This is a genomic window from Burkholderia sp. BCC1988 (assembly GCF_905339895.1).
Taxonomy (GTDB): Bacteria; Pseudomonadota; Gammaproteobacteria; order Burkholderiales; family Burkholderiaceae; genus Burkholderia.
In genome coordinates this window covers 132446-146554 of the sequence record NZ_CAJPHA010000018.1, presented here as the reverse complement: position 1 = coordinate 146554, position 14109 = coordinate 132446, and the positions used below count along the sequence as shown (strand labels likewise).

At 69.0% G+C, this 14109-nt stretch carries 13 protein-coding genes and 2 riboswitches; of the genes, 8 read left to right on the top strand and 5 right to left on the bottom strand.

Translation table 11 applies throughout. The annotated features are described in order from the left end of the window. Nucleotides 1–134: 134 nt before the first annotated feature. The 6 genes from U4012_RS24850 (at nt 135) to U4012_RS24825 (ending at nt 8300) form a co-directional block, all read left to right on the top strand. Entirely contained in the window at nt 135–503 is a 369-nt protein-coding gene (locus U4012_RS24850; RefSeq protein WP_044848372.1) for a hypothetical protein, read from the top strand. Nucleotides 504–624: 121 nt separating this feature from the next. Then, nucleotides 625–728: riboswitch (glycine riboswitch) on the top strand. 31 nt (nt 729–759) lie between these two features. Next, nucleotides 760–893: riboswitch (glycine riboswitch) on the top strand. A 90-nt stretch (nt 894–983) separates the two neighbouring features. Further along, entirely contained in the window at nt 984–2102 is a 1119-nt protein-coding gene (gene gcvT, locus U4012_RS24845; RefSeq protein WP_321802062.1) for a glycine cleavage system aminomethyltransferase GcvT, read from the top strand. A gap of 126 nt (nt 2103–2228) precedes the next feature. Next, on the top strand, nt 2229–2609 hold the full coding sequence (gene gcvH / locus U4012_RS24840; RefSeq protein WP_044848374.1) for a glycine cleavage system protein GcvH: 381 nt from the start codon (nt 2229–2231) through the stop codon (nt 2607–2609). Nucleotides 2610–2668: 59 nt separating this feature from the next. Then, nucleotides 2669–5596, top strand: a complete 2928-nt coding sequence (gene gcvP, locus U4012_RS24835; protein WP_321802061.1) for an aminomethyl-transferring glycine dehydrogenase — start codon at nt 2669–2671, stop codon at nt 5594–5596. A 151-nt stretch (nt 5597–5747) separates the two neighbouring features. Further along, on the top strand, nt 5748–6881 hold the full coding sequence (locus tag U4012_RS24830; protein WP_321802060.1) for an alginate lyase family protein: 1134 nt from the start codon (nt 5748–5750) through the stop codon (nt 6879–6881). Between the two features lie 30 nt (nt 6882–6911). After that, nucleotides 6912–8300 (top strand): L-serine ammonia-lyase, encoded by a 1389-nt coding sequence (locus tag U4012_RS24825; protein ID WP_124486848.1) that lies wholly within the window; start codon nt 6912–6914, stop codon nt 8298–8300. Nucleotides 8301–8366: 66 nt separating this feature from the next. On the opposite strand, the gene U4012_RS24820 is transcribed toward U4012_RS24825, so the two are convergent. From U4012_RS24820 to U4012_RS24805, 4 genes are all read right to left on the bottom strand, one after another. Next, entirely contained in the window at nt 8367–8768 is a 402-nt protein-coding gene (locus U4012_RS24820) for a type II toxin-antitoxin system VapC family toxin (protein WP_321802059.1), read from the bottom strand. Continuing rightward, nucleotides 8768–9004 (bottom strand): type II toxin-antitoxin system VapB family antitoxin, encoded by a 237-nt coding sequence (gene vapB / locus U4012_RS24815; protein WP_044848395.1) that lies wholly within the window; start codon nt 9002–9004, stop codon nt 8768–8770. Before vapB ends, U4012_RS24820 begins: the two co-directional genes overlap by 1 nt. A 136-nt stretch (nt 9005–9140) precedes the next feature. Next, complete coding sequence (locus U4012_RS24810) at nt 9141–9425, bottom strand: type II toxin-antitoxin system RelE/ParE family toxin (protein WP_321802058.1); 285 nt, start codon at nt 9423–9425, stop codon at nt 9141–9143. Then, nucleotides 9422–9883, bottom strand: a complete 462-nt coding sequence (locus U4012_RS24805) for a hypothetical protein (protein WP_044848380.1) — start codon at nt 9881–9883, stop codon at nt 9422–9424. The genes U4012_RS24810 and U4012_RS24805 overlap by 4 nt, the downstream gene beginning before the upstream one ends. A gap of 305 nt (nt 9884–10188) precedes the next feature. On the opposite strand from U4012_RS24805, the gene U4012_RS24800 reads away from it, so the two are divergent. Then, nucleotides 10189–11892 (top strand): thiamine pyrophosphate-binding protein, encoded by a 1704-nt coding sequence (locus tag U4012_RS24800; RefSeq protein WP_321802057.1) that lies wholly within the window; start codon nt 10189–10191, stop codon nt 11890–11892. Between the two features lie 2 nt (nt 11893–11894). Then, complete coding sequence (locus U4012_RS24795; protein ID WP_321802056.1) at nt 11895–12983, top strand: ADP-heptose--LPS heptosyltransferase; 1089 nt, start codon at nt 11895–11897, stop codon at nt 12981–12983. A gap of 66 nt (nt 12984–13049) precedes the next feature. Here the strand turns inward: U4012_RS24795 and U4012_RS24790 are convergent, their stop codons facing one another. Beyond that, a complete protein-coding gene (locus tag U4012_RS24790) occupies nt 13050–14084 on the bottom strand; it encodes a helix-turn-helix domain-containing protein (protein ID WP_044848383.1) in 1035 nt (344 codons plus the stop codon). Nucleotides 14085–14109: the final 25 nt, after the last annotated feature.

The following is a 14109-nucleotide window of genomic DNA, read 5'->3' as shown; positions in this document are numbered from 1 at the left end:
GCCCCCGTCAGCCGCCACGGCGCCACGATCCCGAACATTCCGTTACAAATGGTGCGGGAACGAAAGTCAGCGGTCGTCCGGTCTGACGCGTTTCTCAAAATGTCGATCCGACACCAAACCGTCAGGAGAATGTGATGCAACGGTTGATTCGCGCAGCGGCATGCTGCGTCCTGGTTTCCTCGCTCGCGGCCTGCGTCGTGCAGCCGCAGCGGCCGGCCCGACAGGCGCCCCCGCCCCCGCCGCGGCCGAATCCGCAGGTCGTCGCGAACGATCGCCTGCAGGAGGTCCAGGGCCGGATCGACAACCTGCACCGCCGCATCGACGCGCGCGTGAACGGCGGCTACTACCCGCCGCCGTACGGCGCGCAGCTGCACCACCGCCTCGACGTGATCCGCCAGGAAGCGAACGACATGTCGGGCCAGCACAACGGCGGCCTGTCCGGCGACGAGCAGCGCGTGCTGAACCAGGAACTCGACACGGCCGCGCGCGCGATCGGCGAGTAATCCCGGCCATGCCGGCGCCCGCCGGTGCCGGCAGAAGCGGCGGCGCTGCACGCCGCCGCTTGTCGCGAAGCGACATTCTTTTGCTCAAATTGACAATGCCCACCCGCTCGCGTACAGTCGCCCGCACGCGTCGGGAGAGCGTGTGACCGCGTAGCAGCAACGCCGGTCGCGCCGCCGAAGGGGCACACCCGCAAACTCTCAGGCAAAAGGACCGACCGCGTCGGGGAATCCCGTCCGCGCATTGCGCGGGCCGCACTCCCCGCACTCTGGAGAGCGGCAGTAGCCCGCAGCACATTGGCTGCGCGGGCAGGCTGCCCACCGAAGGGGCGCGCGTTCGCCGGCTTGTGGCCGCGGCGCAATCTCTCAGGTATCGAGGACAGAGGGGCATGTACCGGATCGTTTCGCAGGCCCCCAAGGCCGCCGCGACGGTCGGCACATGGCCGTTCTGACCCGCGCGCAAGCGCCTTGCCTGAGGCCTCGATGACTGCACTGAATCAAACCCCGCTCAACGCCGCGCACCGCGCGCTCAATGCCCGCATGGTCGACTTCGGCGGCTGGGACATGCCCGTCAACTACGGCTCGCAGATCGAAGAACACGAAGCCGTGCGCACCGACGCCGGCATGTTCGACGTGTCGCACATGTGCGTCGTCGATTTCACCGGCAGCCGCGTGCGCGCGTTCTTCGAGCACGCGATCGCGAACAACGTCGGCAAGCTCAAGATCCCCGGCAAGGCGCTCTACTCGTGCCTGCTCAATCCGCAGGGCGGCGTCATCGACGACCTGATCGTCTATTACTTCACCGAAGACTTCTTCCGCGTCGTCGTCAACGCCGGCACGGCCGAGAAGGACATCGCGTGGTTCAACCAGCTCAACGAACAAGGCGGCTACGGCCTGACCATCGCGCCGCGCCGCGATTTCGCGATCGTCGCCGTTCAGGGCCCGAACGCCCGTGAAAAGGTCTGGACGACGGTGCCCGCCGCGCGCGCCGCGACCAGCGAGCTGAAGCCGTTCAACGCCGCGCAGGTCGCCGGCACGCCGTTCGGCGACCTCACCGTCGCGCGCACCGGCTACACCGGCGAAGACGGCTTCGAGGTGATCGTCCCGGCCGTGCACGTCGAAGCGCTGTGGAACGCGCTCCAGCAAAACGGCGTGCGCCCGTGCGGGCTCGGCGCGCGCGACACGCTGCGCCTCGAGGCCGGCATGAACCTGTACGGTCAGGACATGGACGACACCGTGTCGCCGCTCGACGCGGGCCTCGCATGGACGGTCGACCTGTCGGCACCGCGCGAGTTCGTCGGCCGCGCCGCGCTCGAGGCAAACGGCACGCGCGCCGCGTTCGTCGGCCTGATCCTGCAGAAGGAAAACGGCAAGGCGGGCGGCGTGCTGCGCGCGCACCAGAAGGTCGTCACGCCGCACGGCGAAGGCGAGATCACGAGCGGCACGTTCTCGCCGTCGATGCAGGAGTCGATCGCATTCGCGCGCGTGCCGGCGGCCGTCCAGGTCGGCGACACGGTCCATGTGCAGATTCGAGACAAGCAACTTCCCGCGCGCGTGGTAAAACTGCCGTTCGTGCGCAACGGCAAGGTCCTCGCTGCGTAACGACCGGGAGGCGACCGGGAGGCCGCCTGCCGCGAAGCCGGGAAATGGCGCCCGGCGCAACCACACCCGGCGCGCCCCGGCGGCGCGCCAGCATAACGAACACACCCTTTTATCCAGGAGCATCCGATGAGCAACGTCCCGGCCGATCTGAAGTACACCGACGAACACGAGTGGGTCCGCACCGAAGCCGACGGCACGCTGACGGTCGGCATCACCGATCACGCGCAGAGCACGCTCGGCGACATCGTCTTCCTCGAGCTGCCGCAAGTCGGCAAGTCGGTGAACGCGGGCGACGCCGTCGGCGTCGTCGAATCGGTGAAGGCGGCATCCGACATCTACTCGCCGGTGTCCGGCGAAGTCGTCGCCATCAACGAAGAAGCCGCCGACTCGCCGGAAGAAGTGAACAGCGACGCATACGGCGTGTGGCTCTTCAAGATCAAGCTCGCGGCCGGCGCGTCGACCGACAAGCTGATCGACGCTGACGCCTACAGCAAGCTGATCGACTAATTTTCCTTACCCGAACCGCGCGGGGCCGGCCTCGGCCCGCGCGGGACCAGAGTCACGCCATGAAGCTCGAACACCCGGACCGCCTGATGAACCGCACGCCCCTCTCGCTCGCCGCGCTCGAAACGCACGACGCGTTCGCAGAACGCCACATCGGCCCCGATGCCGCCAGCCAGCAGGCCATGCTCGACACGCTCGGCTTCGCGTCGCGCGCCGCCCTGATCGACGCCGTGATCCCGGCCTCGATCCGCCGCGCCGAAACGCTGCCGCTCGGCCCGTTCGCGCAACCGAAGAGCGAGGCCGAAGCCCTCGCCGCGCTGCGCGCCCTCGCGGACAAGAACCAGGTGTTCCGCTCGTATATCGGCCAGGGCTATTACGACTCGCACACGCCGGCCGTGATCCTGCGCAACGTGCTCGAAAACCCGGCGTGGTACACGGCCTACACGCCGTACCAGCCCGAAATTTCCCAGGGTCGCCTCGAGGCGCTCCTGAACTTCCAGCAGATGGTCGCCGACCTCACGGGCCTCGCGATCTCGAACGCCTCGCTGCTGGACGAAGCAACCGCCGCGGCCGAAGCGATGACGCTGCTGCAGCGCACCGGCAAGCCGGCGTCGAACGTGTTCTACGTCGCCGACGACGTGCTGCCGCAGACGCTCGAAGTGATCCGCACGCGCGCGCTGCCGATCGGCATCGAGGTCAAGACGGGCCCGGCGGCCGACGCCGCGCAGGCGAACGCGTTCGGCGTGCTGCTCCAGTACCCGGGCGTATACGGCGACGTGCGCGACTGCCGCGCGCTCACCGAAGCGATCCACGCGGCCGGCGGCCATGTGGTCGTCGCGGCCGACCTGCTCGCCCTGACCGTGCTGACGCCGCCCGGCGAATGGGGCGCGGACGTCGCGGTCGGCAACACGCAGCGCTTCGGCGTGCCGATGGGCTTCGGCGGCCCGCACGCCGCGTACATGGCCGTGCGTGACGAATTCAAGCGCCAGATGCCGGGCCGCCTGGTCGGCGTGACCGTCGACGCGCAGGGCAAGCCCGCGCTGCGCCTCGCGCTGCAGACGCGCGAACAGCACATCCGCCGCGAGAAGGCGACGTCGAACGTGTGTACCGCGCAGGCGCTGCTCGCGATCATGGCGAGCATGTACGCGGTCTACCACGGCCCGCACGGCCTGAAGACGATCGCGCTGCGCGTGAACCGCATCGCGGCGCTGTTCGCCGCCGGCGTGAAGCAGCTCGGCTTCACGACCGTCAACGACACGTTCTTCGACACGCTGACGATCGACACCGGCGCGCGCACCGCGCAGGTCCACGAATTCGCGAAGGCCAAGCGCATCAACCTGCGTCGCGTGAGCGACACGCAAGTCGGCGTGTCGGTCGACGAAACGACGACCCGCGACGACCTCGCCGATCTCCTCGCCGTGTTCGCGCAGGCCGCGGGCGGCACCGCGCCGGCCGTGGACGCGCTGGACGCGGGCCTCGGCGGCGTCGCCGTGCTGCCGGCCGGCCTCGAGCGCACGAGCGCGTACCTGACGCACCACGTGTTCAACCGCCACCATTCCGAAACCGAAATGCTGCGCTACCTGCGCAGCCTGTCGGACAAGGATCTCGCGCTCGACCGTTCGATGATCCCGCTCGGTTCGTGCACGATGAAGCTGAACGCGACGTCGGAAATGCTGCCGGTCACGTGGCCCGAATTCGGCCGGATCCATCCGTTCGCACCGGCCGAGCAGACCGTCGGCTACCGCGAGATGATCGACCAGCTCGAGCAGATGCTCGTCGCCGCGACCGGCTATGCGGCCGTGTCGCTGCAGCCGAACGCCGGCTCGCAGGGCGAATACGCGGGCCTCTTGATCATCCACGCTTACCACGCATCGCGCGGCGAAGCGCATCGCGACGTATGCCTGATCCCGGCCTCCGCGCACGGCACGAACCCGGCGTCGGCGCACATGGCCGGCATGAAGGTCGTGGTCGTCGCGTGTGACGCGCAAGGCAACGTCGACATCGCCGACCTGAAGGCGAAGGCCGAGCAGCACGCGAACGACCTCGCGGCGATCATGATCACGTATCCGTCGACGCACGGCGTGTTCGAGCAGAACGTCCGCGAGATCTGCGAGATCGTGCATGCGCACGGCGGCCAGGTGTACGTCGACGGCGCGAACATGAACGCGATGGTCGGCCTGACCGCGCCGGGCCAGTTCGGCGGCGACGTGTCGCACCTGAACCTGCACAAGACCTTCTGCATCCCGCACGGCGGCGGCGGCCCGGGCGTCGGCCCGGTCGCGGTCGGCGCGCACCTCGCGAAGTTCCTGCCGAACCAGCGTTCGACCGGCTACGCGCGTGCGGAAGACGGCATCGGCGCGGTGTCGGCCGCGCCGTACGGCTCGGCGTCGATCCTGCCGATCTCGTGGATGTACATCGCGATGATGGGCGCGAAGAACCTGACCGCCGCGACGGAAACCGCGATCCTCAACGCGAACTACATCGCGAAGCGCCTCGCGCCGCACTATCCGGTGCTGTATTCGGGCCCGGGCGGGCTGGTCGCGCACGAGTGCATTCTCGACCTGCGTCCGCTCAAGGAAACGAGCGGCATCAGCGTCGACGACGTCGCGAAGCGCCTGATGGACTACGGCTTCCATGCGCCGACGATGAGCTTCCCGGTGCCGGGCACGCTGATGGTCGAGCCGACGGAATCGGAATCGCAGGAAGAACTCGATCGCTTCATCGCCGCGATGATCGCGATCCGCGAGGAAATCCGCGCGGTCGAGGAAGGCCGCGCCGACCGCGAGGACAACCCGCTGCGTCACGCGCCGCACACGGCAGCCGTCGTCACCGCGAACGAATGGCCGCACGCGTACTCGCGCGAGCAGGCGGCGTACCCGGTCGCCTCGCTCGGCACGAACAAGTACTGGCCGCCGGTCGGCCGTGCGGACAACGCCTACGGCGACCGCAACCTGTTCTGCTCGTGCGTGCCGGTGTCGGACTACGCATAACGCTCGCCGGCTCCGGAGTCCGGCCGTGACCACACCGCACGCAACCCTCGGTTGCGTGCGGTTTTTGCGTCCGCTGCCTGCCCGATCGATTCACGTTTGCCCGCCAATCCGGCTAACATCACACGCGATCCAGCCAATCAAGGAGTTCCGCATGGTGCGTCCGATGTTTCCGGGCCAGGGTGCCACGCAGGAGCGGCCGCGCACGCGCCGCGTCGTGCCGCTGCTCGTCGCGTCGCTGTCGTTGGCCGCCGGCCTCGGCACGGCCGGCAGCGCGCGCGCGGCGATGAATTTCTGCGCGGCGCCCGCGTTGCAGGCGAGCGAGACGACGCAGGCCGAGCCGGGCGTGCAGGCACTGATCCGCAGCGTCGACGCGCGCATCGGCGAGCAGCCGAAGGCAATGGCGCGCGTGCACACCGAGGGCACGCTGCCGCACGAAGGCATCTACGACCAGAGCGCCGACGCGCTGAAGGACATGGAGCTGATGCGCGACGCCGCGCTCGCGTGGCGCGTGACCAATGCGCCGCGCTACCTGCAGCTCGTCGACCGCTTCCTGTCCGCGTGGGTGTCGACCTATCAGCCGGGCTTCAACCCGATCGACGAGACGCGCTTCGACAGCCTGATCATCGCGTACGACATGACGGCGAGCGCGCTGCCGGTCAAGACGCGTAACGCGACGGCGGCGTTCATCGCGAAGCTCGGCGCCGGTTACGTCGCGCAGATCGACGCGCAGAAGCGCCCGCTCGCCGGCATCTGGCGCAACAACTGGCAGAGCCACCGGATCAAGCTGATCGCGCTGTCCGCGTTCACGCTCGGCGACCGCAAGATGATGAACGCCGCGCAGCGGCTGTTCGTCGAGCATCTCGCCGACAACATCGGCCCGGACGGCAAGACCTGGGATTTCGAGGAACGCGATGCGCTGCATTACGCGGTGTACGACTTGCAACCGCTGGTGACGGCCGCGCTCGCCGCGCGCCGCTTCAACCGCAACTGGCTGCGCGAGCGTGGCGCGAACGGCGCGACGCTCGCGGCCGCGCTCGACTGGCTCGTGCCGTACGCGCTCGGCGAAAAAACGCACGAGGAATTCGTGAATTCGCCGGTGCCGTTCGACGCGAAGCGCCGCGAGGCCGGCTTGCCGGGTTATACGGGGCAGTGGGACCCGAAAAACGCCACCGAACTCTTTCATCTGGCCGCGCGTCTCGACGGGCGCTATGCCCGCGTCGCGCGGCAACTCTCCCCCATGCCGCCCGCATGGCTCGCCGCGTGCCTGCCATTGCAGGCGCGCTAGCATTATTCTTAAAGCAAGGCAGGTATCAAGATGGCAGTCAGCGTGTTTGACCTCTTCAAGATCGGCATCGGCCCGTCCAGTTCGCATACGGTCGGACCGATGCGCGCGGCGCTGATGTTCGTGCAGGGCCTCGAGCGCGACGGGATGCTCGACGCGACGGCCAGTGTGAAGGTCGAGCTGTACGGCTCGCTCGGCGCGACCGGCAAGGGCCACGGCACCGACCGCGGCGTGATGCTCGGCCTGCTCGGCGACGCGCCCGACACCGTCGATCCCGAGACGATCGACGCGCGTCTGGAAGATGTCCGCAAGTCGAAGAAGCTCGCGCTGCTCGGCACGCATCCGGTGCCGTTCGTGCTGAAGGAGAACATCGCGTTCTACCGGCAGGCGCTGCCCGAACACCCGAACGGCATGAAGCTGCGCGCGTCCGACGCGAACGGCGACGTGCTGGTCGAGCGCACCTACCTGTCCGTCGGCGGCGGCTTCGTCGTGACGGCCGGTGCGCCGAACACGAAGGTGCTGAGCGCGGCCGAGCAGATGACGCATCCGTTCCGCACCGGCGCCGAGCTGCTCGCGCTGACCGAGTCGACCGGCAAGTCGATCGCGCAGCTGATGTGGGAAAACGAGCGCGCGTGGCACACCGAGGAAGAGACGCGCGACGGGCTGCTGAAGATCTGGGCCGTGATGCAGTCGTGCGTGTCGCGCGGCTGCGGGATCGGCAACCCGGAAGCCGACGGCAACCTGCCCGGCCCGTTCCAGGTCAAGCGCCGCGCACCGCAACTGTATCGCGCGCTGACCGGCCATCCGGAGCGCGCGCTGCAGGATCCGCTGTCGATGGTCGACTGGATCAACCTGTATGCGATCGCGGTCAACGAGGAAAACGCGGCCGGCGGCCGCGTCGTCACCGCGCCGACCAACGGCGCAGCCGGCATCATCCCGGCCGTGCTGCACTACTACACGCGCTTCACGCCAGGCGCGAACGAACAGGGCGTAATCGACTTCCTGCTGACCGCCGCCGCGATCGGCATCCTGTACAAGCTCAACGCGTCGATTTCGGGTGCGGAAGTGGGCTGCCAGGGCGAAGTGGGCGTCGCGTGCTCGATGGCGGCCGGCGCGCTCGCGGCCGTGCTCGGCGGCACGCCGCGCCAGGTCGAGAACGCGGCCGAGATCGGGATGGAGCACAACCTCGGCCTCACCTGCGACCCGGTCGGCGGGATGGTGCAGATCCCGTGCATCGAGCGCAACGCGATGGCGTCGGTGAAGGCCGTCAATGCAGCGCGCATGGCGCTGCGCGGCGACGGCTCGCACTACGTGTCGCTCGACTCGGTGATCAAGACGATGCGCGAGACGGGCGCCGACATGAAGACGAAATACAAGGAAACGTCGCGCGGCGGGCTGGCGGTGAATATCGTCGAGTGCTGATGCAGGGTCCGGCGGTCATGCGGGTGGATCGATATCCCGCATGACCGTCGGACACAATCACCGCCATCAATCGTTCAGCCAGTTCTCCAGCCGCAATCCCGGATAGCTGACGAAATCCCGCTCGTTGTTGGTCACGAGCGCGACGTCGAGCGACACCGCGTGCGCGGCGATCAGCTTGTCGAGATGATCCCTCCTCCGCTCCCGGGTTGCGTCGCGGACCGGACCGTACGCTTGCGCCGCCGCGACGTCGAACGGAGCAACGGGGATATCGTCGATCAGCGCGGCGAGATGGCGACGCTCCCGCGCAGGATTCGCACATGCGGCGACGCCGTACTCGAGCTCGGCATACGTGATCGCCGACATCACCACATCTCCCGTGTAGCACTGCGCAAATCGTTTCGCGACTTGCTCAGGCTGGTTCTTCATCAGATAGATGCACATGTTGGTGTCGAGCATGTAGCGCGGCATTACAGCTCCTCGCGATCGGCCTGCTCCTGGTCGCCGCGCCCTTCGGCCATGAAATCCGGCCCGAATTTCGCGAATTTCTCGAGTACGCGGGTCAACGGCCGCCGTATCGGTCGAATACGGATTTCGTCACCGATACGCTCGATTTCCAGTTCGATATCGCTGCGCTCGTAGGCGAGGTCGGCAGGAATTCGCACGGCCTGCGAGTTGCCGTTCCGAAATACCTTCGTCGTGTGCATGTCGATCTCCGCATGGATGTACATGGGATGTACATTATCCGATGCGGTCTGCGATGTAAATCCATGTGTGTACATAACATGCGTTCCCTTGAAATCCTTCATCCGCCGCTCGACGCCGACTTGCGGATATCGGGCATCACGGCCACTGCCGTCGCGCATGCAGCACGCGGAGGATCTCGACGATCCCCTCAGCCGGTCTGATGCGATACACGAGCACGTAGTTCGGCGCGACCACCAGTTCGCGCGTGCCGGCCACTCGCCCTTGCCGATACAGCTCTGCACGGGCCGGCAACGTGGCGGCCCTTTGTTCCAGCAGTTCGTCGAGTTCGATTGCGGCCTGCGGGTCGTCCTCGCCGATGTAGTCCATGATCACGGCGCGATCCTCGTACGCCTTCGGATTCCAGTGCAGCGCGAAGGTCAAGAAGCATCCCCTCGCCTGCCCGCGAGCCGTTCACGCAGCGCCGCACGGCGCGACGCGAAGTCGGCGCTCACCTCCGCGTCGGGAATCGACGCGCGCGGATCGTCCAGCGCCTGCTGCACCTGCTCGCGAAACCAGCGATCGTGGGCCGCTGCCTCGTGTGCCGCCCTCATCGCGGCCGCCCGATCGGGCCGGGTCGCCCGGCCGGCCGCATCCGGGTCGAACTCCGACGCATCCACATCGAAACGGCTGATGCCGATGTCGCGCAGAAAGCCGACCAGCGTTTCAAAGCGGCGAAACACCCGCACGTCGCCGCGTTTGGCCGACAGAAAGCGTTCGTTCGTGCCGCAACGAGCCGAGATCGTCCACCCGCTGCCGCAGCCAACTACACGGGCCGCGTGCACGGCGCCGGCTTCGACCAGTTCCGTCAGCGTCTTTTGATCGATCGTTTCGGTTGCCATGGTGATCCTCGATCCAGTTAACCATCCGTTGGCCAAAAATTTTACTATTGAATGGCATCCCACTTTATTATTGCTTGGGGTTCGATTTCCCTGCCGGGACAAGCATTCATCCCGACTCCCATCGTGTCCACTTTTCACTCTTGGCCCAGCGCGCACAAGCTGGCCGTTCGGCGAGCCGCACCGGCGAACGTGCAACATCCACGACCCGAGCTCCCCGCGTTCCGACACTTTTCACCGGCCAGCGTGCCGGCGCCCCGACAACAGGCGTAATCTGTACATCCCGCTACCCAGGGAGACGGCAGCCCATGTCGCATTCCAAGGATCTCGAGCCGCGCGCCACCACCGGCGCGCGACTGCTCGTCGATGCGTTGCTCGCCAATCACGTCGAACGCGTGTTCTGCGTGCCGGGCGAGAGCTTTCTCGCCGTACTCGATGCGCTGGCGGACGACACCGCGCGGATCCAGACGGTCGTCTGCCGCCACGAGGCGGCGGCCGCGAACATGGCGGAAGCGGTCGGCAAGCTGACCGGCCGCCCCGGCATCGCGTTCGTCACGCGCGGGCCCGGCGCGACCCACGCGTCGATCGGCGTGCACACCGCGTTCCAGGATTCGACGCCGATGATCCTGTTCGTCGGCCAGTGCGCGCGCGAGCACCTCGACCGCGAAGCCTTCCAGGAAATCGACTACCGCCGGATGTTCGGCCAGATGGCGAAATGGGTCGCGCAGATCGACGACCCGCGCCGCATCCCCGAATACCTGAGCCATGCCTTCCACGTCGCGACGTCCGGCCGGCCCGGCCCGGTCGTGCTCGCGCTGCCCGAGGACGTGCTGTCCGACGCGTGCGCGCCGCAGCCCGTCGTGCCGGCCGCGAAACGCGTCGCGGCGTCGCCGTCGGCCGCGCAGGTCGACGAGCTGCGCGAACGGCTCGCGCGCGCCGAGCGGCCGTTCGCGATCGTCGGCGGCAGCGGCTGGACGCCCGACGCATGCGCGAACCTGCGCACCTTCGTCGAGCGCTGGCAACTGCCGGTCGCGTGCGCGTTCCGCTTCCAGGACACCTTCGACAACGCGCACCCGAACTACGCGGGCGACGTCGGCCTCGGGATCAATCCCGCGCTCGCCAAGCGGATCCGCGACGCCGACCTGCTGCTGGTGCTCGGCCCGCGTCTCGGCGAAGCGACGACGGGCGGCTACACGCTGCTCGACATCCCGAAGACGCGCCAGACGCTGATCCACGTGCACCAGGGCGCGGACGAGCTCGGCCGCGTGTATGCGGCCGACCTGCCGATCGTGTCCGGGATGCCGGAAATCGCGGCGCCGCTCGCGGCGCTCGAACCGCCGGCGCACCCCGCGTGGGCCGGCACGGCCGCCGACGCGCACCGCGCGTACCGCGAATGGCACGCGCCGCTGCCGATGCCCGGCGACGTCCAGCTCGGCGACGTGATGGTGCAGTTGCGCGAGCGCCTGCCGCACGACGCGATCCTGACCAACGGCGCCGGCAACTACGCGATCTGGCTGCATCGCCACTTCGCGTACCGGCACTTTCGCTCGCAGCTCGCGCCGACCAGCGGCGCGATGGGCTACGGGCTGCCCGCCGCGCTCGCCGCGAAGTCGCTGTATCCGTCGCGGGCCGTCGTCGCGCTCGCCGGCGACGGCTGCTTCATGATGGCCGGCAACGAACTCGCGACCGCGATGCAGTACGGGCTGAACATCGTCGCCATCGTCGTCAACAACGGGCATTTCGGCACGATCCGCATGCATCAGGAGCGCAACTACCCCGGGCGCGTGCACGGCACCGGGCTCACGAACCCCGATTTCGCCGCGTATGCGCGCGCGTTCGGCGCGCATGGCGAGACGGTCGAGCGCACCGCCGACTTCGCGCCGGCACTGGAGCGCGCACTGACCTGCGGGCTGCCGGCGCTGATCGAGATCCGCATCCCGCAGGACGCCAGCACGCCGGCCGCGACGCTCGAGCAGATCCGCGAGCAGGGCCGCCGCGCGCGCGGCGCGTGACCATGGAAATGCGCGCCGCGCCGGCCAGCCTCGCGCTGTCGCGCGACGACGCGCTGACGCATCCGGGCACGCTGCTCGCGCCCGACGGCACGCTCGTCGCCCCCTACGACCTCGAGCACGGCGGCGCCGCCGCGGAGGATCACGTGCCGGCCGCGCCGGCGCTCGGCCTGCTGCACGCCGCCCACCGTCCGTTCCGGCTCGACTACGGCCGCACGGCGGACGTGTACGTGATCAACGGAATGGGCGTCGCGCTCGGCGACTCGGTAATCGGGCTGACCGCGCTCGCCGCGCTGCGCGCGATGCATCCCGGCCTGCGCTTCACGCTCTACCGGCCGGCCCGCGCGCCGCGCTACGTCGCCGCGCTGTATGCGCTCGCCGCCGACGTCGTCGCGCCGTCGCGTGCGCTGCCGTGCGCCGCCGACACACTGCCCGAGCACGCGCCGCGCATCGATCTCGGCAATCACCTGTACTGGCCCGCTTTCGCGCGACAGCCGATGATCGATTTCTTCCTCGACGCGCTCGGCGCGGACCCGGCCACGGTGCCGGCCGCCGCGAAGCGCAATCGCTGGCTCGCGCGACTGCCCCTGCCTGCCCTGCCGGCCGAATGGCGGCGGCCGTACGTGCTGTTCTGCCCGAGCGCGAGCACCGCGGTGCGCAGCGTGCCGCCGGCGCTGCGCGCGGCTTTCGTGGAGCGGCTCGCGCGGCGTTACGGGCTGCCGGTGGTCGGCTTCGGCCCCGTCGCGCATCCGGCCTATGTCGACGTGAGCCGCGACGCGGCCGATACCGCGCGCTTCATTGCCTGGGTCAGGGGGGCGAGCGTGCTGTTCGCGCCCGACACGGCCGCGCTGCATCTCGCCGACGGTTTCGACGTGCCGACGCTCGGCTGTTTCACGACGATCGGCCCGGCGCTGCGCGTGCGCGACTATCCGCACTGCGTACCGGTCGCGCTCGATGTGCCGGACGCATTGCACGGGCTGCATCGCAGCGAGCGGCCGGACGACCTCGCGGCGGTCGAAGCCGCTTACCGGGCGATCGACTGGGATGCCTTGCCGTGGCCTGCGCCGCGCGAAGCGGCGGCTACCGCCGGATAGGGATGGAGAAAAGGGAGTCGCCCGGATGACCGGACGCACCGCGGCATCCGCGCGCCGCCGCCCGCCTCACCCGGCTGCCACCGTCACCGCCCGCTCGCGCAGCGTCTCCGACGGCCGCTTGCCGAACAGCCGCCGATAGTCGGTCGCGAACTGGCTCAGGTGCCAGAAGCCCCACGCCTCCGCGACGTCCTGCACGGAACCGGCCGCCCGCCCGCACAAATCGCGCCGCGCGCCGTTCAGCCGCAGCGTGCGCAGATAGGTCGCGGGCGCCATGCCGAGCACGTCCTGGAAACAGTACTGCAGCGTGCGCCGGCTCACGTGCAACTGCTCGCACAGCTCGGGCACGCCGACCGGGCGCGTGCGGTGTGCGAGCACGTACTCGCGCGCCTGCTCGACAATCCAGCGCCGTGTCGACGGGGCGCCGCCCGCGCCGTCGTCAGCCGGTTGCGCGCACGCGTCGAACAGCGCGGCCAGCACCTCGGCCTGCAGGTCGTCGCGCTGTGCGTCGGGCAGCGGCCCGCCCGCGGCCGCCGCGCCGTCGAGGCGGCCGCCGAGCAGCGCACACAGGCGCGCGAGCCGCATATCGCCGATCTGGATCACGCGCTGCGCGAACAGCCGCTCGTCGAGCGCACGGTGTTCGACTTCCTCCGCGTAGCGGCGCAGCACGTCGCCGCGCACGACCACGCCGTAGATCGAGAACTGCGCGGGTGTCAGCAATTCGAATTCGACGTTGCCGGGCCGGAACGCGAGCGCGCCGGGGCCGATGCGGCACGCATCGACCCGCGCGGTGCCGTCGCTCGTCAGCGGGATGCCGAACCAGTATGCGTCGCCGCGCACCTCGCACGCCTGCCGCAGCAGGTGACTCGTCGATTCGCGAAACAGCTTCATCGTGTCGAGCGGCAGCTCGGTCAGCGTGCCGACGAAGCGGCCGGCCGCGAGCTGGTCGTAGGTCTGCCGCCAGCCGATCAGGTTGCGCGCCTGCTCGTCGGCGTCGTGCGCGACGCTGACCACGGCCTGGCCGGCCAGCGCGTCGTCGCCCTGCGCGCTGCACCGCGTGTCCTCGGCCGTCGGCTCGGCCATGCACTCCACTCGTTGACCCATCATGTTCTCCTCACCCGCCCGGGAC

Bases quoted from the DNA above. Each gene is read 5' to 3' on its own strand.
- U4012_RS24805 (WP_044848380.1), bottom strand. From the start codon at position 9,883: ATGGCAACCGAAACGATCGATCAAAAGACGCTGACGGAACTGGTCGAA.
- vapB (WP_044848395.1), bottom strand. From the start codon at position 9,004: ATGCACACGACGAAGGTATTTCGGAACGGCAACTCGCAGGCCGTGCGA.
- U4012_RS24790 (WP_044848383.1), bottom strand. From the start codon at position 14,084: ATGGGTCAACGAGTGGAGTGCATGGCCGAGCCGACGGCCGAGGACACG.
- U4012_RS24795 (WP_321802056.1), top strand. From the start codon at position 11,895: ATGGAAATGCGCGCCGCGCCGGCCAGCCTCGCGCTGTCGCGCGACGAC.
- U4012_RS24830 (WP_321802060.1), top strand. From the start codon at position 5,748: ATGGTGCGTCCGATGTTTCCGGGCCAGGGTGCCACGCAGGAGCGGCCG.
- U4012_RS24850 (WP_044848372.1), top strand. From the start codon at position 135: ATGCAACGGTTGATTCGCGCAGCGGCATGCTGCGTCCTGGTTTCCTCG.
- U4012_RS24825 (WP_124486848.1), top strand. From the start codon at position 6,912: ATGGCAGTCAGCGTGTTTGACCTCTTCAAGATCGGCATCGGCCCGTCC.
- U4012_RS24800 (WP_321802057.1), top strand. From the start codon at position 10,189: ATGTCGCATTCCAAGGATCTCGAGCCGCGCGCCACCACCGGCGCGCGA.
- gcvT (WP_321802062.1), top strand. From the start codon at position 984: ATGACTGCACTGAATCAAACCCCGCTCAACGCCGCGCACCGCGCGCTC.
- U4012_RS24820 (WP_321802059.1), bottom strand. From the start codon at position 8,768: ATGCCGCGCTACATGCTCGACACCAACATGTGCATCTATCTGATGAAG.
- gcvP (WP_321802061.1), top strand. From the start codon at position 2,669: ATGAAGCTCGAACACCCGGACCGCCTGATGAACCGCACGCCCCTCTCG.
- gcvH (WP_044848374.1), top strand. From the start codon at position 2,229: ATGAGCAACGTCCCGGCCGATCTGAAGTACACCGACGAACACGAGTGG.